The 25392-nt window shown below is 71.9% G+C and carries 24 protein-coding genes; 4 read left to right on the top strand and 20 right to left on the bottom strand.

Annotated elements, in window-relative coordinates; translation table 11 throughout:
* Positions 1-83: 83 nt before the first annotated feature.
* The 4 genes from ES689_RS03790 to dusB all read right to left on the bottom strand — a co-directional run bounded on the left by ES689_RS03790 (position 84) and on the right by dusB (position 6400).
* Positions 84-1709 carry an ABC transporter substrate-binding protein gene (locus ES689_RS03790; protein WP_146900383.1) on the bottom strand — a complete coding sequence of 542 codons (1626 nt, stop codon included), beginning with the start codon at positions 1707-1709 and terminating at the stop codon, positions 84-86.
* Positions 1710-1906: 197 nt separating this feature from the next.
* A complete protein-coding gene (dnaG, locus tag ES689_RS03785) occupies positions 1907-3817 on the bottom strand; it encodes a DNA primase (RefSeq protein WP_146900380.1) in 1911 nt (636 codons plus the stop codon).
* 79 nt (positions 3818-3896) lie between these two features.
* Positions 3897-5168 (bottom strand): deoxyguanosinetriphosphate triphosphohydrolase, encoded by a 1272-nt coding sequence (locus ES689_RS03780; protein WP_146900377.1) that lies wholly within the window; start codon positions 5166-5168, stop codon positions 3897-3899.
* A 74-nt stretch (positions 5169-5242) separates the two neighbouring features.
* The gene (dusB, locus tag ES689_RS03775; protein WP_146900375.1) at positions 5243-6400 is read right to left on the bottom strand and encodes a tRNA dihydrouridine synthase DusB; all 1158 of its coding nucleotides are present in this window, start codon (positions 6398-6400) and stop codon (positions 5243-5245) included.
* 15 nt (positions 6401-6415) lie between these two features.
* On the opposite strand from dusB, the gene ES689_RS03770 reads away from it, so the two are divergent.
* Entirely contained in the window at positions 6416-6949 is a 534-nt protein-coding gene (locus ES689_RS03770; protein ID WP_146900372.1) for an aminoacyl-tRNA deacylase, read from the top strand.
* Here ES689_RS03770 and ES689_RS03765 read toward each other — a convergent pair.
* From ES689_RS03765 to ES689_RS03745, 5 genes are all read right to left on the bottom strand, one after another.
* A complete protein-coding gene (locus ES689_RS03765; RefSeq protein WP_146900369.1) occupies positions 6939-7166 on the bottom strand; it encodes a hypothetical protein in 228 nt (75 codons plus the stop codon). The genes ES689_RS03770 and ES689_RS03765 overlap by 11 nt on opposite strands.
* Positions 7163-7900: a DsbA family protein gene (locus ES689_RS03760; RefSeq protein ID WP_146900366.1), complete on the bottom strand. Its 738-nt coding sequence runs from the start codon at positions 7898-7900 to the stop codon at positions 7163-7165. Before ES689_RS03760 ends, ES689_RS03765 begins: the two co-directional genes overlap by 4 nt.
* On the bottom strand, positions 7897-8862 hold the full coding sequence (locus ES689_RS03755) for a hypothetical protein (RefSeq protein ID WP_146900363.1): 966 nt from the start codon (positions 8860-8862) through the stop codon (positions 7897-7899). Before ES689_RS03755 ends, ES689_RS03760 begins: the two co-directional genes overlap by 4 nt.
* A 568-nt stretch (positions 8863-9430) precedes the next feature.
* On the bottom strand, positions 9431-10816 hold the full coding sequence (locus ES689_RS03750) for a glycine--tRNA ligase (RefSeq protein WP_146900360.1): 1386 nt from the start codon (positions 10814-10816) through the stop codon (positions 9431-9433).
* Positions 10817-10940: 124 nt separating this feature from the next.
* The gene (locus ES689_RS03745; RefSeq protein ID WP_146900357.1) at positions 10941-12005 is read right to left on the bottom strand and encodes an aminotransferase class V-fold PLP-dependent enzyme; all 1065 of its coding nucleotides are present in this window, start codon (positions 12003-12005) and stop codon (positions 10941-10943) included.
* Between the two features lie 81 nt (positions 12006-12086).
* On the opposite strand from ES689_RS03745, the gene ES689_RS03740 reads away from it, so the two are divergent.
* Both ES689_RS03740 and ES689_RS03735 read left to right on the top strand, forming a co-directional pair.
* Positions 12087-13049, top strand: coding sequence for a LysR family transcriptional regulator (locus tag ES689_RS03740; RefSeq protein ID WP_223269361.1), 963 nt, complete (start codon positions 12087-12089; stop codon positions 13047-13049).
* Between the two features lie 32 nt (positions 13050-13081).
* On the top strand, positions 13082-13759 hold the full coding sequence (locus ES689_RS03735; protein WP_146900351.1) for a hypothetical protein: 678 nt from the start codon (positions 13082-13084) through the stop codon (positions 13757-13759).
* Here ES689_RS03735 and ES689_RS03730 read toward each other — a convergent pair.
* Positions 13756-14586: an isoprenyl transferase gene (locus tag ES689_RS03730; protein WP_146900348.1), complete on the bottom strand. Its 831-nt coding sequence runs from the start codon at positions 14584-14586 to the stop codon at positions 13756-13758. The two genes, ES689_RS03735 and ES689_RS03730, sit on opposite strands and share 4 nt — an antisense overlap.
* Positions 14583-15350, bottom strand: coding sequence for a DNA repair protein RecO (gene recO / locus ES689_RS03725; RefSeq protein ID WP_146900345.1), 768 nt, complete (start codon positions 15348-15350; stop codon positions 14583-14585). The genes ES689_RS03730 and recO overlap by 4 nt, the downstream gene beginning before the upstream one ends.
* A 34-nt stretch (positions 15351-15384) precedes the next feature.
* On the opposite strand from recO, the gene ES689_RS03720 reads away from it, so the two are divergent.
* Positions 15385-16047, top strand: a complete 663-nt coding sequence (locus ES689_RS03720; protein ID WP_146900342.1) for a trimeric intracellular cation channel family protein — start codon at positions 15385-15387, stop codon at positions 16045-16047.
* Positions 16048-16289: 242 nt separating this feature from the next.
* Here the strand turns inward: ES689_RS03720 and leuA are convergent, their stop codons facing one another.
* The 9 genes from leuA to ES689_RS03675 form a co-directional block, all read right to left on the bottom strand.
* Positions 16290-18050: a 2-isopropylmalate synthase gene (leuA, locus tag ES689_RS03715; RefSeq protein WP_146900339.1), complete on the bottom strand. Its 1761-nt coding sequence runs from the start codon at positions 18048-18050 to the stop codon at positions 16290-16292.
* A 208-nt stretch (positions 18051-18258) separates the two neighbouring features.
* A complete protein-coding gene (locus tag ES689_RS03710; RefSeq protein WP_146900335.1) occupies positions 18259-18930 on the bottom strand; it encodes a response regulator transcription factor in 672 nt (223 codons plus the stop codon).
* Positions 18927-20198 (bottom strand): sensor histidine kinase, encoded by a 1272-nt coding sequence (locus tag ES689_RS03705; protein ID WP_146900332.1) that lies wholly within the window; start codon positions 20196-20198, stop codon positions 18927-18929. Before ES689_RS03705 ends, ES689_RS03710 begins: the two co-directional genes overlap by 4 nt.
* A gap of 105 nt (positions 20199-20303) precedes the next feature.
* Positions 20304-21242: a GTPase Era gene (era, locus tag ES689_RS03700; RefSeq protein ID WP_223269360.1), complete on the bottom strand. Its 939-nt coding sequence runs from the start codon at positions 21240-21242 to the stop codon at positions 20304-20306.
* A complete protein-coding gene (locus ES689_RS03695; RefSeq protein ID WP_146900329.1) occupies positions 21239-22558 on the bottom strand; it encodes a hemolysin family protein in 1320 nt (439 codons plus the stop codon). Before ES689_RS03695 ends, era begins: the two co-directional genes overlap by 4 nt.
* 4 nt (positions 22559-22562) lie before the next feature.
* A complete protein-coding gene (gene ybeY, locus ES689_RS03690; protein ID WP_146900326.1) occupies positions 22563-23024 on the bottom strand; it encodes an rRNA maturation RNase YbeY in 462 nt (153 codons plus the stop codon).
* Entirely contained in the window at positions 23021-24151 is a 1131-nt protein-coding gene (locus ES689_RS03685) for a PhoH family protein (RefSeq protein ID WP_370512325.1), read from the bottom strand. Before ES689_RS03685 ends, ybeY begins: the two co-directional genes overlap by 4 nt.
* Positions 24141-24545 (bottom strand): HIT domain-containing protein, encoded by a 405-nt coding sequence (locus tag ES689_RS03680; protein WP_146900321.1) that lies wholly within the window; start codon positions 24543-24545, stop codon positions 24141-24143. The genes ES689_RS03685 and ES689_RS03680 overlap by 11 nt, the downstream gene beginning before the upstream one ends.
* Before the next feature lie 97 nt (positions 24546-24642).
* Positions 24643-25392 (bottom strand): 16S rRNA (uracil(1498)-N(3))-methyltransferase, encoded by a 750-nt coding sequence (locus ES689_RS03675; RefSeq protein WP_146900318.1) that lies wholly within the window; start codon positions 25390-25392, stop codon positions 24643-24645.

Below are 25392 nucleotides of genomic sequence, written 5' to 3'. Positions count from 1 at the left end.
TGGAACGGGGGCGGACGCGAGGGGTGCCCCGCCCGTGGGCGGAGCACCCCTCGCGTCGTGCCGTGAGGCGGTCGTCCTGCCGACTAGCGGCTGAGCGCTCCGTAGCGGAACTTGAACGACGCGTCGAGCGTGTCGTCGACGCCCTGGACGTCGCTGGCCGAGACGACGACCTGCGTGCCCTGGAGGAGCGGCAGCGTCGGCAGGTCGGCCGCGACGGCGTCCTGCACGTCGCCGATGAGCGCGGTGCGGGCCGTCTCGTCCTCCTCGGCGATCTCCTGCGACAGGAGGGCCTGGACGGCCGCCGAGTCGTAGTGGTTGCCGACGAAGTTGTCCTTCACGAAGAACGGCGACAGGTAGTTGTCGGCGTCCGAGAAGTCGGGGAACCAGCCGAGCTGGTACACCGGGTAGGCGTCCTGGCGGCGCTCGGTCGAGTAGGTGTCCCACAGGGTCGACTGCAGGTTCACGGTGAACAGGCCGGACGCCTCGAGCTGCGTCTTGATCAGGGCGTACTCCTCGTCGCTCGACGCGCCGTAGTGGTCGGGGCTGTACTGCAGGTCGAGCTGCACGGGCACGTCCACGCCGGCCGTCGACAGCGCCGAGGTCGCGGCGTCCGCGTCGGGGCCGCCCTGGCCGTCGCCGTAGAGCGACTCGAGGGGCTTGGTGGCGCCGGTCAGGCCGTCGGGGACGACCGAGTAGAGCGGCGTGTAGGTGTCGTTGTAGACCTCCTTGGCGAGGGCCTCGCGGTCGACGACGCTCGCGACGGCCTGGCGGACAGCCAGGGCCTTCGCCGCGTCGGCGTCCGGCTGGGTCGCGCCGTAGGGCATCGTGTCGAAGTTGAAGACCATGTAGCGCGTCTCGCCGCCGGGGCCGTTGTGCACGGTCAGCGAGTCGTCCTTCGCCAGGTCGGCGAGGTCGGTGGGGCTCAGGCTGCGGTTCGCGACGTCGACGTCGCCCTCCTGCACGGCGAGCTTGAGGTCGGTCTCCTCCGTGTAGTAGGTCGCCGTGATCGAGTCGGTCGCCGCCGCGCCCAGCACGCCGTCGTACGAGTCGTTGGCCGCGTACTGGATCGACTCGTTCTCCGAGTAGTCGGTGATCGAGTACTGCCCGGAGAAGGCGTTTCCGTCGACGATGTCGTCCGGGGCGGTGAGGCTGGTCGCCGAGAAGACGTCCTCGTCGACGATGGGCCCTGCGGGGCTCGAGAGGATCTGGGGCCAGGTCTGGTCGGCGCCCTTGAGCGTGAAGACGACGGTCTTGTCGTCAGGGGCCTCGGTGCCGGCGAGGTTCCCGAGCAGGGACGAGGGGCCGTTGTCGTCCGCGATCGCCAGTTGGCGGTCGAACGTGAACTTGACGTCGCTCGAGGTCAGCGCGTTGCCGTTGGCGAACGTGAGGCCGTCCTTGAGGGTGACCGTGTAGGTGGTCGGGTCGGTGAACTCGGCCGACTCGGCGAGGTCGGGCTCGACGTCCGGGCTGCCGTAGGGCGAGTTCAGGAGGAACCCGAAGACCTGGTTCTGCACCGCGAACGAGCCGTTGTCGTACGACCCGGCCGGGTCGAGCGAAGTGATGACGTCGGTGGTGCCGACGCTGATGCCGTTGAGCGCGTCGTCGGCCGCGTCGCCGCCGGACGCGCAGCCGGCCAGGACGAGAGCCGTGGCGGCTGCTCCCCCCATGACGGCGAGGACGCGACGGTTGAGCCTGGAGTCGGATGTCATTCCGGTTGCCTCTTTCTCTGTGTGCAGGGACCCCGAGGCCGCAGCTGTGGGTGCGGCACTGCACGGGGGGTAGCTATTGGTAACACACAGACAGCTCTCGGCTGCAACCGATAGGCGATCGTTTACAAACTCGCAACGAAGTTTGCCACGTGGTCCGCGAGCTTCCCCGCGCCTCGGACGCCGTCGCTCACCGGGTCTCACTGCTCGGCCGTGAGCGCCCTCCGCTCGCCCTCGAGCGCGGCGAGCTGCACCTGGATCTCACGCCACTTCTCCGGGTCGGTCTTCACGTCGGTGCGGAACGACCTGCCCATCAGCTCGGACTTCTCGCGGATGAGGTCACGCTCGACGACCGAGACCACGATGCCGCGGCAGTAGGTCGTGATCTCCCTGTCCTGCCGCTCGGGGATCGGCGCGACCGCCAGCTCCTTCGCCAGGGCGTCGAACGGCGCGGGCGTCTGGTCGAGCACGACGTCCAACCAGGAGGCGTCGCCGAACTTGTCGAGACTGGCCCCGATGGCGTCGCGGACGACCGCCAGCGACGAGGTCTCCAGGCGCGCCCGGACGGCGCGCCGCATGAGCTCGAAGCCGACCGCGTCGGGGTGCTGCAGCATCGCCATCACCGCGTCCCGCTCCGTCCGCGTCGTCAGGTCCCCCGGCAGCGTCATGAGGCTCGGACCGGCCGGCTCCTCGGGGAGGGGCGGCAGGCTCGTGATCGACTGACGCCCCTCGGAGGCGTTGGCAGGCAGGGCACGAGGCGCGGACGCGGTCGCCTGGGCCTGGCGCATCACGGACGTGACGACCTCGACGACGGTCTCCGTGTCCTCCCCGACGGCCTTGGCGAGGAAGCGCGCGTAGCCGAGCCGGATCGAGTTGTCGCGGATCGACGCGACAGCCGGCGCCGCTGCACGGACGGCGCTGGCGCGCCCCTCGACCGTCTCCAGGTCGAACCCCACGACGCTGCGCTGGATCATGAACTCGAACATGGGCCGCCGGGTGTCGATCATGCGACGGACCGCGTCGTCTCCCCTCGCCAGCCTGAGGTCGCACGGGTCGAGGCCCTCGGGCGGGAGCGCCACGAAGGTCTGGGTCTGGAAGCGCTGCTCCTCGGCGAAGGCGCGAGAGGCTGCCTTCTGGCCGGCCTCGTCGGGGTCGAACGTGAAGACGACCTGGCCGAGAGCCGAGAGGTCGTGCCCGGCGCTCTCGCCGAGCATCGGCCGCAGCAGCTTGATGTGGTCGACGCCGAAGGAGGTGCCGCACGTCGCCACCGCGGTCGTCACGCCCGCCAGGTGGCAGGCCATGACGTCGGTGTAGCCCTCGACGATGACGACCTGCTTGCCCTTGGCGATGTCCCGACGGGCGAGGTCGAGCCCGTAGAGGACCTGCGACTTGTGGTAGATCGGCGTCTCGGGCGTGTTGAGGTACTTGGGCCCCTTGTCGTCGTCGAGCAGACGGCGCGCGCCGAAGCCGATGGTCGACCCGGTGACGTCGCGGATCGGCCACACCAGACGCCCCCGGAACCGGTCGTAGGGGCTGCGGTCGCCCTGGCTCAGCAGGCCGGCCGTGACGAGCTCCTCGTCGGCGAAGCCCGCGCCCTTGAGGTGCGAGCGGAGGGCGTCGAACGACTTCGGCGCGAAGCCGACGCCGAAGCGCTCGGCCGCGGCAGGGTCGAATCCTCGCTCGCCGAGGAACCGGCGGGCAGGGTCCGCGTCCGCGGCGGTCAGGTGCTGCACGAAGAACTCCCGCGCGGCCTCGTTCGCGGCGATCAGACGCGCACGGCCGCCGTGGTCGCTCGCCTGGCCGCCGTCCTCGTAGCGCAGCGTGAAGCCGATGCGGCTCGCCAGCCGCTCCACCGCCTCCTGGAACGTCGTGTGGTCGGTCTTCATCACGAAGCTGTAGACGTCGCCGTCCTCGCCACAGCCGAAGCAGTGGTACCGACCGACCTGGGGACGGACGTGGAAGCTCGGACTGCGTTCGTCGTGGAACGGGCAGAGGCCCTTCAGCGAGCCGACGCCCGCGCCCTTGAGCGTGACGTGGTCGCCGACGACGTCGGCGATGTTGGTGCGGGAGCGGACCTCGTCGATGTCGTCGCGCTTGATCAAGCCGGGCACGGGAGGGTCTCCCTTCGGAACGCAGGCCCGGTCGCGGGGCCGACCACCCGGCGGTCCGCGGGCCGGGTCGCGGGGCCGTTCATCGGGCGCCGACGAGGCGGTCGTGCCAGCTGACCGCGCTCTGGTCGGTGAGGGAGGCGACCTGGTCGACGACCACGCGCCTCCTGCCGGAGTCGTCGTCGGCGACGGCCCAGTCGGCACGGAAGCCCGGGTCCAGCTCGGAGTCGCCCGTCGCCCAGAGGGCGTCGGACAACGTCGTCAGGACCTCGCGCTGACGCTCGTAGATCGGCTGCCGGTGGCCCTGGGTCATCACGAACGCCGCCGTGATCCCCTTCAGCACGGCGATCTCGCCGATGACGTCAGGAGAGATGACCATGCTGGCGCTGAAGCGGATGAGGGACTGCTCGGCGTACGACTCGCGCGTGGACTGCGTGGCCGAGCCGGCGAAGCGGCCGATCAGCTGGCTGGTCAGGTTCTTCAGCCGCGCCTGGTCGAGGCGGCCGCCGTCGTAGGAGCGCAGCCAGAAGGGCTGCCGCCGGAGGCGGTCGAAGGCCTCGACGAGCTCGTCACGGCTCAGCTCGCCGCCGACCCACGCGTGCATGGCCGTGACCAGGGACTCGTGGCCGTCGGGCGAGCCGAGGCTCGACACGTCGACGTAGCCGTTCACCACGGCGTCCTCGAAGTCGTGCACCGAGTAGGCGATGTCGTCGGAAAGGTCCATCACCTGGGCCTCGATGCACCGGCGACGCCTCGGCGCACCGGCCCGCAGCCAGTCGAAGGCCGCCGTGTCGTCGTCGTAGAAGCCGAACTTCATGCGTCCGCCCGGGTCGGGGACGCCCTGGGCCGCCGGCCACGGGTACTTGCAGCTCGCGTCGAGGCTCGCCCGGGTCAGGTTCAGGCCGAAGCTGCGCCCCGTCGCGTCGATGACCTTCGGCTCGATGCGCGTCAGCAGTCGGAGCGTCTGGGCGTTTCCCTCGAAGCCGCCGATGCCCGAGGCCCACTCGTTGAGCGCGCGCTCACCGTTGTGCCCGAACGGCGGGTGGCCGAGGTCGTGTGCCAGGCACGCCGTGTCGACGACGTCGGGGTCGAGCCCGAGGCTCGTCGCGAGCTCGCGGCCGACCTGCGCCACCTCGAGCGAGTGGGTGAGGCGGTTGCGGGCGAAGTCGAGCCCGGCAGTCGGGCTCAGCACCTGCGTCTTGGCGGCGAGGCGGCGGAGCGCGCTCGAGTGCAGCAGACGAGCGCGGTCGCGGGCGAAGTCGCTGCGACGGTTCGAGTGCTGCTCGGGCAGCCAGCGCTCGGAGTCGGCGGGGGCGTACTCGACGCCGACGCCGTGCAGGGAGGCAGTGGTCACCGGGGGCCTCTCGGGCTGACGGGGTCGGACGGGATCAGGGAGGCGGGACGGACGGACGCCGGGGAGGACACGCCTCAGCCCCCGCTGTGGTGCAGCTCGGCCGCGACGAGCTCGCCGCGGAACGCTTCGTCGAGCTCGCGGCTCTCGAGCCAGCGGTCGGGCAACGACGGCCGCTTCGGGCTGCCGGCGCGGCCCCGCGGGCCCTCCGCCGCGTCGCCGGGGTACGGCTGATCGGCGTCGAGCGTCGCCAGCAGGTCGTCCATCTGCTGCAGCGACTCGACGGCCGCCAGCGCGGCTCGCGTGTCGCCGCCCACGGGATAGCCCTTGAAGTACCAGGCGACGTGCTTGCGGATGTCACGGCAGGCGTGCGGCTCGTCTCCGTCGTAGAACTCGACCAGCAGCTCGGCGTGCCGCCGGAAGGCCGCGGCCACCTCGCCGAGGGCCGGCTCGGCCTTCTGCTCCTCGCCGCGGAACGCGGCCGCGAGGTCGCCGAACAGCCACGGGCGCCCGAGGCAGCCCCGACCGACGACGACGCCGTCGCAGCCCGTCTCGTCGACCATGCGGAGAGCGTCGGCCGCGGACCAGATGTCGCCGTTGCCGAGCACGGGCACGCTCGTGACCGTCTGCTTCAGCTTCGCGATCGCGGACCAGTCGGCCTGGCCCGAGTAGTACTCGGAGGCGGTACGGGCGTGGAGCGCGACGCTCGCGACGCCCGCGCCCTCAGCGGCGCGGCCCGCCTCGAGGTAGGTGAGGTGCTCGTCGTCGATGCCCTTGCGCATCTTCACGGTCAGGGGGACGTCGCCGGCGGCCTTCACGGCCCGCTCGACGATCTCGCGGAAGAGCCCGATCTTCCAGGGGAGGGCTGCTCCCCCGCCGCGCCGCGTCACCTTCGCCACGGGGCAGCCGAAGTTGAGGTCGATGTGGTCCGCGCGGTCCTCGGCGACCAGCATGGTCACCGCCTCCGCCACGGTGTTCGGCTCGACGCCGTAGAGCTGGATGCTGCGGGGAGTCTCGCTCTCGTGGTGCGTGATCAGCCGCATCGACTCGGGGGTGCGCTCGACGAGGGCGCGGCTCGTGATCATCTCGCTGACGTACAGGCCGGCGCCGTGCTCGCGGCAGAGGCGGCGGTAGGCCGTGTTCGTGATGCCGGCCATCGGCGCGAGGACGACGGGCGAGGCCACGTCGATCGGTCCGATCGACAGGCCAGGGGAAGGCAGGGTGGTGGTGGTCATCGGTACGATTCTCCCATGAGCGACTCTGCCTCGACAGCCTCCGACGCCTCGCCTGTGGACGACGCCGCGGTACCGGACGCCGTGCAGGGGCCGGGCACGCAGCGCCTCCTCGCCGACGCCGCGCAACGAGGCCTCCCCGTCGAGATCGTCGCGCGCCCGGCGGCGGACAGCCTCGAGGCGGCGGCGGCCCTGCTGGGGGTCGACCCGTCCTCGGTCGTCAAGAGCCTCGTGGTCAAGAGGCACGACGGGTCGTTCCTCTTCGCGCTCGTCCCGGGGAACAGACAGATCTCGTGGCGCAAGCTGCGGACGGCGGTGGGTGTCAACAAGCTCTCGATGCCGACGGCGGAGGTCGCTCTCGACGCGACGGGCTTCGAGCGCGGCACGATCACGCCGATCGGCAGCTCGACCGCCTGGCCCGTCGTGGCCGACGAACGGATCGTCGGGCGTCGAGTGGCCATGGGCGCCGGAGGCCCCGGCCTCAGCGCGTTCGTCGAGGCCGACGACCTCGTCGAGGCGTACTCCGCGACCGTCGCCGACATCAGCGACTGACCGCCGCCTCCGGGGCCGGGTCCGCCTCGGTCCGGACGTCGGCCGGTGTCGCGCTCGGCGTCGAGGCGCCGACCGGTGCTGCGCTCGGGGTCAAGGCGCCGACCGGTGCTGCGCTCGGGGTCAGCGCGCCGACGGTGGCGACCGCCGCCGGCAGCAGGCACGAGTCGCCCTCGCACGCGAGGGCGTCCGCGTCGCCGAGCATGGCGAACGGGCTCATCGGACGGCGTCCGTCCCGGTCGTGTCCGCGCCCGGGACGGACGCGGTGCCGCTGGCAGCGGCCAGCTCGGACTGCACCTGCTGCAGGGCGCCGAGGAACGCCTCGGGTGCCTGGGCACCCGAGATCCCGTACTTGCCCTCGAGCACGAAGAAAGGAACGCCCGTGATGCCGAACGCCTGCGCCTGCTGCTGGTCGGCGCGCACGTCGGCGAGGTGCTGGTCGGACTCGAGCGCCGCGACGACCTCGTCGCGGTCGAGGCCGACCTCGGCGGCCAGGTCGCCGAGGTCCGCGACGCGGCCCACGTGACGGCCCTCGACGAAGTAGGCGGCGAGCAGCCGCTCGGTCATCTCGAGCTGCAGGCCGTGAGCCTTCGCGAAGTGCAGCAGCTGGTGCGCCTTCACCGTGTTCGTGTGGTGCAGGGACCCGAAGTCGTAGGCGAGCCCGACCTCGGCGGCGACGCCGGTGACCTGGTCGAGCATGCCGCGCACCTGGTCGGCCGGCATGCCCTTGTGCTTCGCGAGGAAGTCGACCTCGTCGCCCTCGAAGTCGACCGGGGTGTCGGGCGACAGCTCGAAGGAGTGGTACTCGACCTCGACCTCGCCGTCGAAACGCGATGCCGCGTCCTCGAACTTGCGCTTGCCGATGTAGCACCACGGGCAGGCGATGTCGCTCCAGACGTCGACCTTGATCGGGGAGCTGGCGAGGGACGAGGAGGCGGTGGTCGTGTCGGTCACGACAGGGCAAAGTCGGTGCGGGTCCGACGCATTCCCGGGTCACGCCCCAGCCTCCAGCGGCGGCGGCCCCTCGCGCCCAGCACGCGCGGCAGCCGCGCCTCGGGGCGCCCGGAGGGCGGCGGGCCGCCGGCGAGGCCCACGAGCCGGTCCACCGCCTCCTGCACCGCCGCCCACTCCTCGCGCACCTGCCGGTAGCTGACCCGGCACGGCACGAACCCGGCTGCGATCGTCAGGAGGTCCTTCCGGCGATCGCGCTCGAAGTGGTCGGCGTGGTGCTCGCGACCGTCCGTCTCGAGCGACGCCGTCCCGTCGACGACGTGGTCGACCGCCTCGCCCCGCGGCCCCACGACGACCTGACGCTCGACGACGCGGCCCGCCAGGCGCAGGCGGGTGCCCGCCGCGCTCTCGAGGATGCTCTGTGCGCCCTCGTCGCTCCAGTCGGCCAGCCCCGACGCGTCCGGTCGATGCCGCCCGAGGACGGCACGGTCGTCCGCCTCGGTGATCAGCTCGACGGACCGAGCCCAGTCGGCGAGGACCACCGCATCCTCGAAGGAGGGCGCCTCGACCACGGCGCGGGCCAGGGCGTCGCGGGCGTCGACGGTCGCGGTCCCGCCCCGATCGACCACGTCGCCTCCGTCCCACACGACGCGCACGCCCCGGCGGCGTCTCAGGCGCGACGCGGTGCGGGGCACGGAGACGACGACGTCGGGGGGACGGCGGTCCCAGGCCCACGCGCCCAGGAGGGCGAGCGCGGCTGCCCCGGTCAGCCTCCCCCCGACCGCGACGGCGACGAACCTCGGGTCGGTGGACGGCCAGGTCGAGTACCACCCGCGGCGCGGACGCCGGACGTCCCGAGCCCGCACCGCCGCCGTGAGGTGCCTGTCGGTCGCCCCGTGGCCCACGAGGTCGCGCTTGTGCAGCAGCCCGCCGGCCGCGGCCACCAGCTCTCGGATCGTCGTCATCGCACGAGGATGGTCGTCCATGTGCTCGCAGCGCCGGGGTGGAGAGCCAGCGTGTGGACGAGACGAGCACCGCTCGACGGCGGGGAGGACGCACCCGCGACGCTGCGTACCGGCGCCCGGCGCCCGGCGCTCGGTGCTCGGTGCTCGGTGCTCGGGCCGACCCGTGCACGTCGGCAACTCCTGAACACCGCGACGCACGGAGCACCGACTTGCGGCCGCGAAGCGCCTCGGGCGACCCCGATCAGGAGTTGCCGACCGCGAGCGGCGCACCCGGCAGCCCGGGCCCGGGCCCGGGCCCGTGCCCGTGCCCGCGAGCAGCGGTCGCGCAGGCTGTGCGCCGTGCGAGCCGCGGAACAGCCGGCGTCGGCAACTCCTGCGACGAGCGCGGGCAGTCGCACGCGAGCCCGCCGCGTGCGACGGTGACGGCGCACCGGTCAGGAGTTGCCGACCGGCGACGGGGCCCAGGCCCTGACGGCGACCCGGCAGGCCCGGGGGCAGGGCGACCCGGGAGGCGCGCGACGGGGCCAGGGCCCGACGGGACGTGCGGCCCGGCGGGCCGGGACGCGCGCTACGCGCCGAGCAGCTGCTCGGCGAGGTACCCGCGCAGCGCCGACAGGGGCATCCGCTGCTGCTCCATCGTGTCGCGCTCGCGGACCGTCACCGCGTCGTCCTCGAGCGAGTCGAAGTCGACCGTGACGCAGAACGGCGTGCCGATCTCGTCCTGGCGACGGTACCGACGGCCGATGGCCCCGGCGTCGTCGAAGTCGATGTTCCAGTACTTGCGGAGGTCCGCGGCGAGGCCGCGCGCCATCGGCGAGAGCTGCTCGTTGCGGCTCAGGGGCAGGACGGCGACCTTGATCGGCGCGAGACGGCGGTCGAGCTTCAGCACGGTGCGCTTGTCGACGCCGCCCTTCGCGTTGGGCGCCTCGTCCTCGGTGTACGCGTCGACGAGGAACGCCATGAGCGACCGGGTGAGGCCGGCAGCAGGCTCGATGACGTAGGGCGTCCAGCGCTCGTTCTTGGCCTGGTCGAAGTACGACAGGTCCTTGCCGGAGGCGGCAGCGTGGGTCTTGAGGTCGTAGTCGGTGCGGTTCGCGACGCCCTCGAGCTCGCCGAACTCGCCGCCCGCGAAGCGGAACCGGTACTCGATGTCGACGGTGCGCTTCGAGTAGTGCGAGAGCTTCTCGGCGGCGTGCTCGTAGAGACGCAGGTTCTCGGGGTCGATGCCGAGGTCGACGTACCACTGGAAGCGGGCGTCGATCCAGTACTGGTGCCATTCTTCGTCGCTGCCGGGCTCGACGAAGAACTCCATCTCCATCTGCTCGAACTCGCGCGTCCGGAAGATGAAGTTGCCGGGAGTGATCTCGTTGCGGAAGCTCTTGCCGATCTGGCCGATCCCGAAGGGCGGCTTGATGCGCGACGACTGGAGGACGTTGTCGAAGTTGGTGAAGATGCCCTGGGCCGTCTCGGGGCGCAGGTAAGCCATCCCCTGCTCGTTGTCGACCGGCCCGAGGAACGTCTTGAGCAGGCCGGAGAAGTTCTGGGGCTCGGTCCACGAGCCGGGCTGGCCGGTCTCGGGGTCGCGCACGTCGGCCAGGCCGTTCTCGGGCGGGTGGCCGTGCTTCGCCTCGTACGCCTCGAGGAGGTGGTCGGCCCGGTAGCGCTTGTGGGTGTGCAGCGACTCGACGAGGGGGTCGCTGAAGACCTCGACGTGGCCTGACGCCTCCCACACCTGGCGAGGCAGGATGACCGCGGAGTCGAGCCCGACGACGTCGTCGCGGCCCTGCACCACGGTCTGCCACCACTGGCGCTTGATGTTCTCCTTGAGGGCGACGCCGAGCGGCCCGTAGTCCCACGCCGACCGGGAACCGCCGTAGATCTCGCCCGACTGGAAGACGAACCCGCGGCGCTTGGCCAGGGCGATGACGGAATCGAGACGGTTGGGTGCTGCCACGGGGTGTGCTCCAGAGGATCGGTCCGGGCTCGGGGGCCCGGCGGTCGAGGTACCCGGCAACTCTAGCCGCGCGGGCGGCCTCGCCCGATCGGGCCGACCGCCCCGGCCGCCCCGACCGTCCCGGTCACCGCCCCAGGGAGGCGACGACCGCCTCCACGTCCTCGCTCGTGTTCCAGAGGTGGAAGGCGACCCGGACGCGACCGGCCCGGGCGGAGACCGTGAGGCCCGCCTCCCCCATCGAGGCAGCGGCCCGGCCGTCGGGGTCGGCCCAGGTGACGATCGCCTGGTGCTGGTCGGGCAGGTCGAGGCGTCGGCAGAGCTCGTCGCCGAGCCCGCTGGCGTGCGCCCAGGTCTCGGCAGGGTCGAGCCGGGCGAACGTCTCGAGGGCGGCAGCGGCGCCGGGCCAGGCCGGCCAGGCCGGCGACACGTCGAAGGCGCGGGCGTCGTGGGCGAGCTGCATCGCGGGCCCGTAGCAGGACGACCAGACCGAGTCGCCCGCGTACCAGCCGGCCTGCACGGGCCGCAGCTGCGCCAGGGCACGCTCGGACAGGGTCATGAACGCCGCTCCCCGGGGGCAGCAGAGCCATTTGTAGGCGTGCCCGACCGAGACGTCCCACGAGGAGGCGTCGACCGGGAGCACGCCGGCGGCCTGCGTCACGTCGCAGACGGTGAGGACGCCGTGAGCGGCGGCCGCGGCGCGGATCCGTGCGTCGTCGGCCACGACGCCCGTCGCCGACTGCACGGCCGACCACGCGACGCACCACGTCCCGGGCCCGACGGCCTCCGCGACCTCGTCGACGGGGACGCTGCGGACGGTCACGCCTCGGTGCGCCTGCTGCAGGAACGGGTAGACGACGGAGCTGAAGTCGCCGTCGACGCAGACGACCTCGGCGCCGTCGGGAGCGGCAGCGGCGACCACGGAGACCATGGCCGAGGTCTGCGAGCCCACGGCCACGCTCGTGACGGGCACGCCCACCAGCCGCGCGTACGAGGCCCGGGCCTGCTCGACGACGTCCCCGTAGTCGACGGGCGAGCGCGAGCCGGTGGTCCAGCGCTCGAGGTCGTCGCGCTGGGCCGCGAGCGTGTCCGCTAGGGGCAGCCCCATGGTGCACGCGGCGAGGTACCCGGTGCCGCTCGCGAAACGGGAGGCCGCGTCCGCGACGGAGATCGTGCTGCTCGTGTCCTGCATGGCCCCAGCCTGGGCCGGGCGCCACCGCACGACAAGACCAGGATGGTGACGCCAGTCATAACGCGGAGTTATGGTTCGAGCATGACCGACGACCTCGACCTCCTGACCCTCCGCATCGTGCGGGCGGTCGCCGACACCGGCACGGTGACGGCCGCCGCCGCCGAGCTCGGCTACAGCCAGCCCGCCCTCAGCCAGCACCTGAGGCGTGCCGAGGCCCGGGTCGGCCACCCCCTCCTCCTGCGCGCGGGCCGCGGGGTCGAGCTCACCGAGGCCGGACGGCGCCTGGCAGAGCACGCCGTCCACGTGCAGGCCGCCCTCGACGCGGCGCGCCAGGAGCTCGACCACCTCGGCGGCGCGACCTCGGGACGGGTGCGGCTCGCGGGCTTCCCCAGCGCCTCCTCGACCCTCGTGCCCGACGTCCTGTCGGGGCTGCGCGCCAGCCACCCCGGCCTGCAGGTCGACTACGTCGAGGCCGAGCCTCCCGAGGCTCTGACGCTGCTGCGCGACGGAGCCGTCGACGCCGCGGTCGTGTTCCGCCACGCGGGCAGGACCGCGACCGATCGCGACAGCGTGCCCGAGTCGCTCCGAGAGACCGCCTTGTTCGTCGACCGGACCGTGCTCGTGCTGCCGCGCGCCCACCCGTTCGTCGAGGGCGACGACTTCGGCGCACTGCACGCCGAGCGCTGGATCGGCGGCTGCCCGCGTTGCCGCGGCCACCTCCTGACCACGTGCGCCGCGGCCGACTTCGCACCTGACATCGTCCTCGAGACCGACAACGCCCTCGCCGTGCTCGGCCTGGTCGCGGCCGGTCTCGGGATCGCGCTGCTGCCGGGCCTGTCGCTGCAGTCGGCGGCGGTCCCCGAGGAGGTGCGGGTCGTCACCCTGCCCCCGTCCGTCGCGCGGGTGATCGCGGTCGCGCACCGCCGCGGAGCCCGGCGCGTGCCCAGCATCCGAGTCCTGACGGAGGCGGTGTCCGGGGTGCTGCCAGGGAGGCACGGCCTCGAGGTGGCCGGGCCGCAGGGCGCCGTCGGCGGCCCGAGCTAGGCTGACGGGACGAGACGAAGGGTGCCCGCTCCGTGAAGAGACGACTGACCGCCGTCGGCCTCGCCGCCGTCGTGCTGGTGGGGCTCACCGCCTGCTTCCCCGACCTCACGACCCTGCAGCCGGTCGGCCAGGGCGGCGTCGACGACGGCTCAGGCCTGGGCGGCACCGCGACCCAGGCGCCGCAGCCCCAGGTGACGGGCGCACCGGGCACCGGCGGCGGGACGAGCGGGGCCTCGCCCGACGAGCTGGCGCCGGGCGGCACGCTCCTCAACCAGGTCAACTACAAGGACCTCACGATCTACGTCTACAGCGTCGGCACGCTGACGACCACGGCGCCCTCCATCTACGCGCGGCCCGACGGCAGCGACCCCTACCCCGCCGGCACCGCCGTCGAGGCCACCGCCTACGTGCTGGCCAACAACTCGCAGCGTCGGCTGGACCTCACCGACCTGAGCGCCGACTACTCCGCCTACGGCAACGACCTGGCCCAGCAGGACGTGTTCTCCGGGCAGGACCTGCTGACGGACGCCGGCTACTCGACGTCGCTCGAGTCGGCGTTCCCGTCCGACGCGGCGACCTGGTACCTGCTGCCGGGCGAGTCGGCCGTGTTCGCCAACGCCTGGTTCCACCGGCCCGCGGACGGGCCGCTGACGCTGCAGTTCCTCTGGCCTGCCGAGCGGATCTTCCTCGGGGCGAACATCCAGTTCTAGCCGCTGGTGCTCGTGCTCCCCTCGGCGTCCACGACCGGCGTGGGCGCGTCGACGGCCCCGCCGAAACGGCGAGAGCGTCTCGCGTACGTGACGACCGCCTCCCACAGGTCGGTCCGGGTGAAGTCCGGCCAGAGCCGATCGAGGAACACCATCTCGGCGTAGGCCGACTGCCACAGGAGGAAGTTGCTCGTCCGCTGCTCGCCGGAGCTGCGCACGAAGAGGTCGACGTCGGGCAGCTCGGGCGCGTACAGGTGGCGCTGGATGAGCTTCTCGCTGACGCCGGACGGCTTGACCCGCCCGGCTGCAACGTCCTCGGCGATCGCCCGAACGGCGTCCGCGATCTCGGTGCGGCCGCCGTAGTTGACGCACATGGTGAGGGTGAGCACGTCGTTGTGACGAGTGAGCTCCTCGGCGTACTGGAGCTCCTTGATGACGGAGCCCCAGAGGCGCGGCTTGCGCCCTGCCCAGCGGACGCGCACGCCCCAGGCGTTCAGCTGGTCGCGCCTCCGGTGCAGGACGTCGCGGTTGAAGCCCATCAGGAACTTCACCTCGTCGGGCGAGCGCTTCCAGTTCTCGGTCGAGAAGGCGTAGACGCTCAGGTGCTTCACGCCCAGCTGGATCGCGCCGGCGACGACGTCGAGCAGCGAGGCCTCGCCCTGCTTGTGGCCCTCGACGCGGGACAGGCCTCGCGCGTTCGCCCATCGACCGTTGCCGTCCATGACGATCGCGACGTGCTCGGGGACGGCGCCCCGGGGCAGCTCGGGCGGGTAGAGGCCCGTCCAGTCGAGGGGACGCCAGTCGACGGCGTCGCGGTGGGTCTTCTTCACGGGGTGCCTTCCCTGGCGGCCGCAGGCAGTGCCCGGCCTGGCTCGCGGTCGATGTGCTGGAGCGAGCGGAGGCCGCGCTCGAGGTGCCACTGCGTGTACGCGGCGACGACGCCGCTCGCCTGGTTGCGGGTCGCGTCCGGGGTCGCGTCGGCCGCCTCCCAGTCGCCGGTCAACAGCGCCGAGAGCAGCCCGAGCGCAGGAGGTGCCAGTCGCGGAGCCCCCGGAGGCGCGTGCTTGTCGGCCACCACTCCCCCGAGCTGGACGACGAACGCCGAGTGCGGCCCCGGCGCGCCGGAGACGGCACAGTCGCCGAAGCTCGGCGACCAGCCGGCGATGCTGAGCGCGCGGAGCAGGTAGGAGTCGAGGGTCAGCTGGGGGGCGTGCTCCCGCCGGCTCAGCGACCGCAGGGCACCGACGAGGAGGAGGTACTGCTGCAGGCCGGCCTCGGCGTCGGTCAGCTTGTCGGCCGTCTCGACCATGACGCTCCCGGCCGTGTAGCTCGCGTAGTCGGCCGCGATCAGGGCGCCGTACGAGCCGAGCGACTCGGCCTGGGTCACCACGTCGAGCGACCGGCCCTCGTAGAGCTGCACGTCCGCGACCATCATGGGCTCGAGCCGTGAGCCGAACTTCGAGCCCGTGCGTCGCACCCCCTTGGCCACGGCCCGGATCTTGCCGTGCTGGCGGCTGAGCATCGTGAGGATGCGGTCCGCCTCACCCAGCTTGTGGGTGCGCAGCACGACGCATTCATCTCGGTAGACGGGCACTCGCCCATGATCCCACGCGTGGTAGAAGTGCAGGATGCACGCCACGGCCTTCGCCATCCCCCTGTGGGCCGACCTCCTCGCCGTCGGGGTCGGCAGCCTGCAGGGCGCCATGTTCGCCTCCGAGTTCAAGGACCGGCGCCTCGACCTGCTCGGGGTCGCGATCATCGGCATCGCCACCGGGCTCGGCGGCGGCATCCTCCGCGACGTGCTGCTCGGACAGGTGCCCCGCGCCATGTCGAGCAACTGGTACCTGCTCGTGGCCGTGGCCGCCGCCCTCGTCGGGATGGCTCTGCAGCGCCTGTTCCACCGGCTCGCGGGGCTGATCACCGCCCTGGACGCCCTCACCATCGGCCTGTTCGGTGCGATCGGCTCGACGAAGGCGCTGGCGCTCGGGCTGCCCGAGATCCCCGCCGTGTTCGTGGGGGTGATCTCCGCGGTCGGGGGCTCGGTGCTGCGAGACCTGTTGATGAACCTGACCATCGCGATGATGCACGTCGGGTCGCTCTACGCCGTGGCCGCCGCCGCCGGGACCGTCGTGCTCGTCGTGCTCGTGTCGATCGGGGCCCCGGTGGCGCTCTCCGCGATCATCGGGACGTCGGTCACGCTCGTGATCCGGCTGCTCGCCGTCCGCTTCGGCTGGACCCTGCCCGAACAGCGCGCCCTCAGCCGGCTGCCGCGTTGGCGCCGGCCGCGCTGACGCCTCCCGAGCAGCGGCGCGGCAGCGCTGACGTCTTCCGTGCAGCGGCGCGGCAGCGCTGACGTCTTCCGTGCACCGGCGCGGTGCCGAAGGCGCCGGTGCACGTGCAGACGCGATCCGTGTCGGCAACTCCTGACGGTCGCGGCGACGCCGCCGTCGCTCACGGCTGTCCGTGCTCACGACCGCGCACGCTTCAGGAGTTGCCGACACGGTGCCTGGCTGCCGCCGGGCGGGCCGGGCGCCTAGGCGCTGGCGAGTTCGCGGACCCCGGACGTGCGGCGCACGGCGCGGTTGACCGCGGAGACGATCGCCTTGAGCGACGCCGTCGAGATGTCGGCGTCGATGCCCACGCCCCACAGCCGCGTGCCGTCGACGTCGAGCTCGACGTACGCCGCGGCCTGGGCGTCGCCGCCGGCGCTGAGGGTGTGCTCGACGTAGTCGTAGAGCTCGACACGCACGCCGTGGCCGGCCAGGACCTGGATGAACGCGTCGATCGGTCCCTTGCCCCGGCCTGAGGTCGACTCGACCGTCTCGCCCACGCGCAGGTCGACGTCGAGCGACGTCACGCCGCCCATGTAGCTCGACGTGCCCGTACGCGTCAGCTCGAACCGGCCCCACTTGTCGTCGTCGATCGGGGCGGGGAGGTACTCGTCCTGGAAGATCGACCAGATGTGGGCGCTCGACATCTCGCCGCCCTCGGCGTCGGTGCGCGCCTGGACGACGCCGCTGAACTCGATCTGCAGCTTGCGCGGCAGGTCGATCGCGTGGTCGGCCTTGAGCAGGTACGCCACGCCGCCCTTGCCCGACTGCGAGTTCACCCGGATGACGGCCTCGTAGCTGCGGCCCAGGTCTTTCGGGTCGACCGGCAGGTACGGCACGGCCCAGACGAGGTCGTCCACGCTCGTGCCCCTCGCCTCGGCCTCGGCAGCCATGGCCTCGAAGCCCTTCTTGATGGCGTCCTGGTGGGAGCCGCTGAATGCCGTGTAGACGAGATCGCCCGCCCACGGGCTGCGCTCCGGCACCGGCAGCTGGTTGCAGTGCTCGGCGGTGCGCTTGACCTTGTCCAGGTCGCTGAAGTCGATCTGGGGGTCGATGCCCTGCGTGAAGAGGTTGATGCCGAGGGCCACGAGGTCGACGTTGCCGGTGCGCTCGCCGTTGCCGAAGAGGCACCCCTCGATGCGGTCGGCACCGGCCAGGTAGCCGAGCTCGGCGGCGGCGATGCCCGTGCCGCGGTCGTTGTGCGGGTGGAGGGACAGGATGACGCTGTCCCTGCGGGCGAGGTTGCGGTGCATCCACTCGATCGAGTCGGCGTACACGTTCGGCGTGGCCATCTCGACGGTCGCCGGCAGGTTGATGATGACGGGGCGCTCGGGGGTCGCGTCGAAGGCCTCGATGACCTGGTTGCAGATGTCGCGGGCGAAGTCGAGCTCGGTGCCGGTGTAGCTCTCGGGCGAGTACTCGTAGAAGACGGCCGTCTCGGGGACGGTCTTCTCCGCCTCGAGGCACAGACGGACGCCCTCGAGGGCGATGTCGACGATGCCCTGCCGGTCCGTGCGGAACACGACGTCCCGCTGCAGGACGCTGGTCGAGTTGTACAGGTGCACGATCGCCTGCTTCGCCCCGGCGATCGACTCGTAGGTGCGAGCGATGAGGTGCTCACGGGCCTGCGTCAGCACCTGGATGGTCACGTCGTCGGGGATCGCGCCCGTCTCGATGAGGCTGCGGACGAAGTCGAAGTCGGTCTGCGAGGCACTCGGGAACCCGACCTCGATCTCCTTGTAGCCCATGCCGACGAGCAGGTCGAACATGATCCGCTTGCGCTCAGGGCTCATCGGGTCGATCAGCGCCTGGTTGCCGTCACGGAGGTCGACCGCGCACCAGCGCGGCGCCTCGGTGATGCGGCGGGACGGCCACGTCCGGTCGGGCAGGTCGACGGCGATCTGCTCGTGGAACGGGCGGTACTTGTGGATCGGCATCCCGGAGGGGATCTGTGCGTTCTTCATGACTCAGGTCTTCTCTGCCCCGACGACGGGGCCTCAGCGCGTGGATGGTGTCGGCCGACGACGAACTCCGCGACGAGGGAGGCCTGGGTCAGGACTCGTCGCGGCAGCTAAGGAGGAGCAGACCGAACAGCACGAGGCGAATCTAGCACCCGAGCCACGTCGGCGACGGACGAGCCAGCGAGTCGTCCGGCCCGCCGGTCGGCGGTGCCTACTCGGTGATGCCGTGCTCGTACGCGTAGACGACCAGCTGGACGCGGTCGCGCAGCGACAGCTTGGACAGCACCCGGCTGATGTGCGTCTTGACCGTGGCCTCGCTGAGGAACTCACGTCCGGCGATCTCCGAGTTGCTCAGCCCGCGGGCCGCGAGGTCGAAGATGTCCCGCTCACGGCTGGTGAGGGTGCCGAACGCCGGCGGGATCGACGCGGCCCGCGACGAGCGCCCGTCGAAGTGCTCGAAGAGCTCGCGCGTCGCCGAGGCCGCGATGACGGCGGTGCCCGAGTGCACGGTGCGGATGGCTGCGAGCAGGAACTCGGGATCCGCGTCCTTGAGGACGAAGCCGCTCGCGCCGCCGCGGATCGCCCTCGTGGCCGCCTCGTCGAGGTCGAAGGTCGTGAGCACGATGATGCGAGGCGGCCGCCGAGCTGCCGCCTCGGCCTGGGCCAGGACCGCGCTGGTCGCGGCGATGCCGTCCATCACGGGCATCCGGATGTCCATCAGGACGACGTCGGGACGGGCCTCCGCGACCATCGCCACGCCCTCCTCGCCGTCGCTCGCCTCGCCGACGAACTCGAGGTCGGGCTGCGAGCCGACGAGCATCTTGATGCCCGCCCGGAAGAGCGCCTGGTCGTCGACCAGGGCGACGCGGATGGTGGTGGTCATCGGATCATCCCTACTTCTTGCGTGAGCGCCAGGGTCGGCACGATGGCGTGGACGACGAAGCGGCCGTCGGCGTCCTGGGTGGTGAGCGATCCCCCCGCGAGCGTGGCACGCTCGCGCATGCCGTCGAGTCCGTGGCCGCCTCGGCGCAGTTCTCCCGTGGACCGCGGGTCCACGGGCTCGGTGACGGGCCGCACCACGTTGGAGACGACCAGGTGCAGTGCGTCGTAGCGCCAGTCGAACAGCACGCCGACCGGGGCGTCTCGCGCGCCGTGCCGAAGCGCGTTGGTCAGCGACTCCTGGACGATGCGGAAGACGGCGAGCTGCCGGTTGGTGCCCAGCTGCTGGGGCTCGCCGTGCACACGGTGGTCGATCTCGAGACCCGAGCCGCGCATCTGGTCGAGGAGGCGGTCGAGATCTCCCAGCGCCGGCTGCGGCGCCTCACCCTGGCTGTGTCGGAGCTGCCCGAGCAGGACGCGCACGTCTCCGAGTGCCTCACGGGCCGTGCCTGCGATGGTCACGAGAGCCTCGTCGACGCTCGTGGGGTCGACCCTCGCGGCGTACCGGGCACCGTCGGCCTGGGCGATGACGACGGCGAGCGAGTGCGCGACCACGTCGTGCATGTCGCGGGCGATCCGGTTGCGCTCCTGCTCGACGGCGATGTCGCGCTCGGCCCGCGCCGCCTCCCGCTCCGCCCGAGCAGCGTCGCCCTCTGCGCGTGCGGTCTCGCGCTCGGCGGTGAGCTGGGCCTCGCGGCTCACCCTCGCGGTCGACCGTGCCCGGGTCAGCAGCCCGGCCGCCCACGGCAGCCCGAGCAGCCCGAGGAAGCCGAGGAAGGTGATGCCGAGCTGCAGGAGGATCTGGACGACGTCGGTGATGCCGTAGACGTCGTAGGAGATGCCGAACAACGACGTCTGGACGGCGGACACGTAGAAGGTGCCGAGGATCGCGCCCACCACGACCGAGCCGAGACCCGCCCACTTCGCGCGCTCGCTGCCGTAGGCGGCGACCGTGTAGAGGATCGCGCAGACGGCGAGGTTGCTGATGCCCGGCGTCGTCAGCGACGCCATCTCGCCCAGGGCGACGACCCAGGCGAGCGTCAGCGCGACCGACGGGGACACGCGCCGGATCGCCGCTGCGACGACCATGCCGAGCACGACGAGGGCTCCGGTCAGGTCGCCGTCGAGGAACAGCAGCGAGACGAACCCGAGCAGGAGGGCCGCCGACACGTCGACGACGACCTGGTAGGGCGCGAGGCGGCGGAAGCTCATCCGACGAGCGTAGGGCTCGACGGTGCGGGCCGGGGCGCCTGTCGAGCTCCCGACGACCAGCGGCCGACCAGGATCATCCTGTGGAGGGAGGGCTCGCGACCTGGGTCAGAAGCCCAGGCGACCCAGCAGCTTCGGGTCGCGCTGCCAGTCCTTCGCGACCTTGACGCGGATGGACAGGAACACCTGGTGCCCGACGAGCGGCTCGATCTGCGCGCGTGCCCGGGCGCCGACCTCGCGCAGCCTCGCGCCGCCCTTGCCGATCACGATCGCCTTCTGGCTGTCGCGCTCGACGAAGAGGTTGGCGTAGATCTCGAGGATGTCCTTGTCGTCGCGCTGCACCATGTCGTCGATGGTGACCGCGAGGGAGTGCGGCAGTTCGTCCTGCACGCCCTCGAGCGCCGCCTCCCGGATGTACTCCGAGACTCTGTCCTCGAGGACTTCCTCGGTCACGGCGTCCGACGGGTAGAGCGCGGGCGACAGCGGCATGAGCTTGATGAGCTCGTCCGCGAGGACGTCGAGCTGGACGTCGCCGACTGCGGAGAGCGGGATGATCGCCTCCCAGTCTCGGAGGCGGCTCACGGCGAGCAGCTGCTCTGCCACGGCCGGTCGCGACGTCGTGTCCGTCTTCGTGACGATGGCGACCTTCTTGGCCCGCGGGAACGCGTCGAGCTGCTCGTTGATGAACTTGTCGCCCGGACCGATCTTCTCGTCGGCCGGGATGCACAACCCGATCACGTCGACGTCGCCCAGAGTCGTCTGCACGACGTCGTTCAGGCGCTCGCCGAGCAGGGTCCGTGGGCGGTGCATGCCGGGGGTGTCCACGAGCACGAGCTGACCGGCCGGGTGGTGGACGATGCCACGGATGGCGCGACGGGTCGTCTGGGGCTTCGAGGAGGTGATCGCGACCTTCTCGCCGACGAGAGCGTTCGTCAGGGTCGACTTGCCGACGTTGGGCCGCCCGACGAACGAGACGAAGCCCGCCCGGTGGTCAGGGCCGACGGGAGGCATGGAGGGCAGAGCGGTGTCGTCGCCGGTGGTCGTCATGGTGCTTCTCTCGGGGAGGTGATGGAGTCGGGGTCGGTGAAGGCGTCCTGGGCGGAGACCAGGGCAGGGTCGCGCTCGACGAGGACGGTCTGCAGGTCGCGACGCCGTCCCTCCGTGCGGTCGGCCGTGAGCACGAGCCCGGAGACGGTGACGATCGAGCCCTTCTCGGGCAGGCGCCCGAGCTGCTTCGTCAGGAGGCCCCCCACGGAGTCGACGTCGTCGTCGTCGAGCTCGATGCCGAAGAGGTCGCCGAGCTCGTCGACCGCGAGCCGGGCGCTCACGCGGAACACCCCGGGGCTGATCTCGCGGTGCTCGGCCACCGTCCGGTCGTACTCGTCGCTGATGTCGCCGACGAGCTCCTCGATGAGGTCCTCGAGCGTGACGAGGCCGGCGATGCCGCCGTACTCGTCGACCACCATCGCGAGGTGGTTCTTGTCGAGCTGCATCTGACGGAGCGCGTCGTCGGCCTTCTTGGACTCGGGCACGAACACCGCCGGGCGGGCGAGGGCGGCCACCGCGGCGTCGTCGTCGCCGGCGTGCTCGTGCAGCCGTCTCGCCAGATCACGGAGGTAGACGACCCCGACGACGTCGTCGCTGTCACGGCCCACGACCGGCACCCTCGAGACGCCGCGCCCCAGGAACAGGCTCATGGCGGACCGGACGGAGGCCGTGGACTCGATCGTGACCATGTCCGTGCGGGGCACCATCACCTCGCGGACCACCGTGTCGCTGAACTCGAAGATCGAGTGGATGAGCTCCCGGTCGTCCTCTTCGAGCACGTCGAGCTCGGTGGCCTCGTCGACCATGCTGAGGAGCTGCTCCTCCGACGAGAAGGACGCGCTGCGGGGCCGGCCGGGCGTCACCCTGTTGCCGAGGGCGACGAGGGCGTCCGCCAACGGGCCGAGCACGACGCGGACGCCGCGGACCAGACCCGCGGTGGCGACGACGAGGCCGCGAGCATGAGCACGCCCGACGCTGCGGGGGCTCGAGCCCACGAGGACGAACGACACGAGCGTCATGATCAGGGCCGACGACAGCAGGGCGAGCCACCAGGGCTCGACCGAGAAGGCGAACGACAGGGAGACGAGCACGGCTGCCGAGGTCTCGGCCAGGATCCGCATGAAGTTGACGGCGTTGACGTGCGCGCCGACGTCGGCGGCGACCGCCGACAACGCGGCGCTGCTGCGGGGCGACTGCTCCGCCTCTTCGAGCAGGTCGCCCCGGCTGAGCACGCCCAACGCGGAGTCGACGGCCGCGAGCAGGCCCCCGAGGACGACGAGCACGACGGCCACGATGACGAACACGGCGACCATCACGGCGTCACCGTCTCTCGTCGGCGCCGGCGAACGCGGCGAGGATCTCGCGCTGGAGACCGAACATCTCGCGTTCGTCGTCGGGCTCGGCATGGTCGAAGCCGAGCAGGTGCAGCACGCCGTGGCAGGTGAGCAGCAGCATCTCGTCGAGAGGGCTGTGGCCTGCCGTCGCCGCCTGGGCGACCGCGACCTGCGGGCAGACGACGATGTCGCCCAGGAGTCCGGCCGGCGTCGGCTCGTCCTCCGTGCCGGGCCGGAGCTCGTCCATCGGGAAGCTGAGCACGTCGGTCGGCCCGGGTTCGTCCATCCACTGGACGTGCAGCTGCTCCATGGCCGTCTCGTCGACGAAGACGATCGCGAGCTCGGCCTCAGGGTGCACGTGCATCTGGTCGAGCGCGAAGGTCGCCAGGCGCTGGATCGCGGCCTCGTCGACCTCGAGGCCGGACTCGTTGTTGACCTCGATGCTCATCGGGTGCCTCTCTTCGGGAGCCGGTCGCGGCTCGCTGACGAACGACGTTCGGCACGGTCCACGCCGTCGCCGGCGATGCCCGAGGCCGGCGCCGAGGCCGCCGCCGCCTCTCGCTCGTGCCGCTGGGCCTGCCGCTCGGCGTCGTAGGTCGTGTAGGCGTCGACGATCCGCCCGACGAGAGTGTGACGGACCACGTCGTCGCTGGTCAGTCGGGCGAAGTGGATGTCGTCGATGTCGTCGAGGACACGGGTGACGAGCTGGAGGCCGCTGGCCCCGGTGGGCAGGTCGACCTGCGTGACATCGCCGGTGACGACCATCCGCGAGCCGAACCCGAGTCGTGTGAGGAACATCTTCATCTGCTCGGGCGTCGTGTTCTGCGCCTCGTCGAGCACGACGAACGCGTCGTTCAGCGTCCGGCCGCGCATGTACGCCAGGGGCGCCACCTCGACGGTGCCCGCCGCCAGGAGCTTCGGCACGATCTCCGGGTCCATCATCTCGTTCAGGGCGTCGTAGAGCGGGCGCAGGTACGGGTCGATCTTGTCGGTCAGCGTGCCGGGCAGGAAGCCGAGCCGCTCGCCGGCCTCGACCGCGGGGCGCGTGAGGATGATGCGCTGCACCTCGCGGCGCTGCAGGGCCTGCACGGCCTTCGCCATCGCCAGGTAGGTCTTCCCCGTGCCTGCGGGGCCGATGCCGAACGTGATCGTGTGCTCGTCGATGGCGTCGACGTACTGCTTCTGGCCGAGGGTCTTGGCGCGCACGGCCTTGCCACGGCTCGAGACGATGGGCTGGCCGAAGACGTCGGACGGCGCCGCCGTTCCGGAGTCGAGCAACTTCGCCGACGTCTCGACCTCGGCCGGCGCGAGGTCGTGGCCCCCGCGGACGAGTCCGACGAGCTCGTCGACGAGCACCCGGGCGCGGCTCACGGACGCCGTCGGGCCCTCGAGGGCCACCTCGTTGCCCCGGACGAGCACGCGCACGTCGGGGTACTGCTTCTCGACGGTGCGCAGCAGGCGGTCCTGGGGACCGAGCAGCTGGACCATGGCGACGCCGTCGACGGTGAGGTCGACGCGCGTGGTGCCCTCGCCTGCGGGCTGAGGGTCGGTGGAGCGGGTCTCGCTAGTGGGCAAGGGAGCCTTCCTCGAGGGGGCCTGCGAGCACATGGGCGTGCACGTGGAACACGGTCTGGCCGGCGGAGGCGCCGGTGTTGAAGATCAGTCGGAACTCGCCCGTGCCGCCCGAGGCCGCCACGACCTCGTCGCCGAGGAGGGCCGGGTCGGAGGCGAGCGCCGACGCCGTCGACACGACGTGGGCGAGCAGGGCCGGATCGGCGGCCGCGAGCTCGACGACGTCGCGGTGACGCGACGTCTTGGGCACGACGAGCACGTGGAAGGGCGCCTGGGGCGCGATGTCACGGAAGGCGATCACCGAGTCGTCCTCGAAGACCACGTCGGCGGGGATCTCGCGCGCGATGATGCGGCTGAAGACCGACGCCTCGGTCGGTGCTGGTTCTGGCTCGGACATGCGTCCCATGGTAGTCGCGGCCGCCGACACGGCCCCCACCGACGGAACGGTCCTCACCGCCGGCACGGCGCCACGGCCCCGCCGGCGGCCCCGGCGCCTACCAGCGCCCGAGCCGCACGCTCAGGACTGCGAGGGCGGCCGGCCCCGCCGTCGAGGTGCGCAGCACGGCGTCGCCGAGCCGCACCGGCACGGCCCCCGCGCTCGCGAGCAGTTCGAGCTCCGAGGGCGAGATGCCGCCCTCGGGGCCGACCACCACCAGGACCGACGACGGCGCGCCTCCCCCGCCCTCGACGACGACGTCGGACAGCGCCCGCTCGGCACTCGGCTCGAGCACGAGAACGAGCGCCGTGTCGTCCGCGGCCCGCGCCGCGACCTGCTTCGTCGTCGACAGGTCGGAGACCTCGGGGGCCCATGGCCGGATCGCCTGCTTGGTCGCCTCCCGCGTGATCGAGCGCCACCGGGCAGCGCCCTTGGCGACCTTGGCGCCCTCCCAGCGGGAGATGCTGCGCGCTGCGGACCACGGGATGACCTCGTCGACGCCGAGCTCGGTCGCGGCCTGGACGGCGAGCTCGTCGCGGTCGCCCTTGGCCAGGGCCTGCACGAGCACGAGCCTGGTCAGGGGTCGCTCCGTCCTCGTCACCTCGGCCGCGACCAGCGTCAGCCGTGAGTCCGACGCCTCGACGACCTCACCGCGCACGGAGGTGCCACGCCCGTCGCCGAGCGACAACGACTCACCGACCCTGACGCGGCTGACCGTGACGGCGTGGCGAGCCTCCTGCCCCTCGAGAACGACGGTGCCGCCGACGGACGCGTCGGCGAGGTCGTCGACCAGGTAGAAGTGGGCCAC

This window comes from Frigoribacterium sp. ACAM 257 (assembly GCF_007954365.1).
Lineage (GTDB): Bacteria > Actinomycetota > Actinomycetes > Actinomycetales > Microbacteriaceae > Frigoribacterium.
This window is presented reverse-complemented; position numbering and strand designations above follow the sequence as displayed.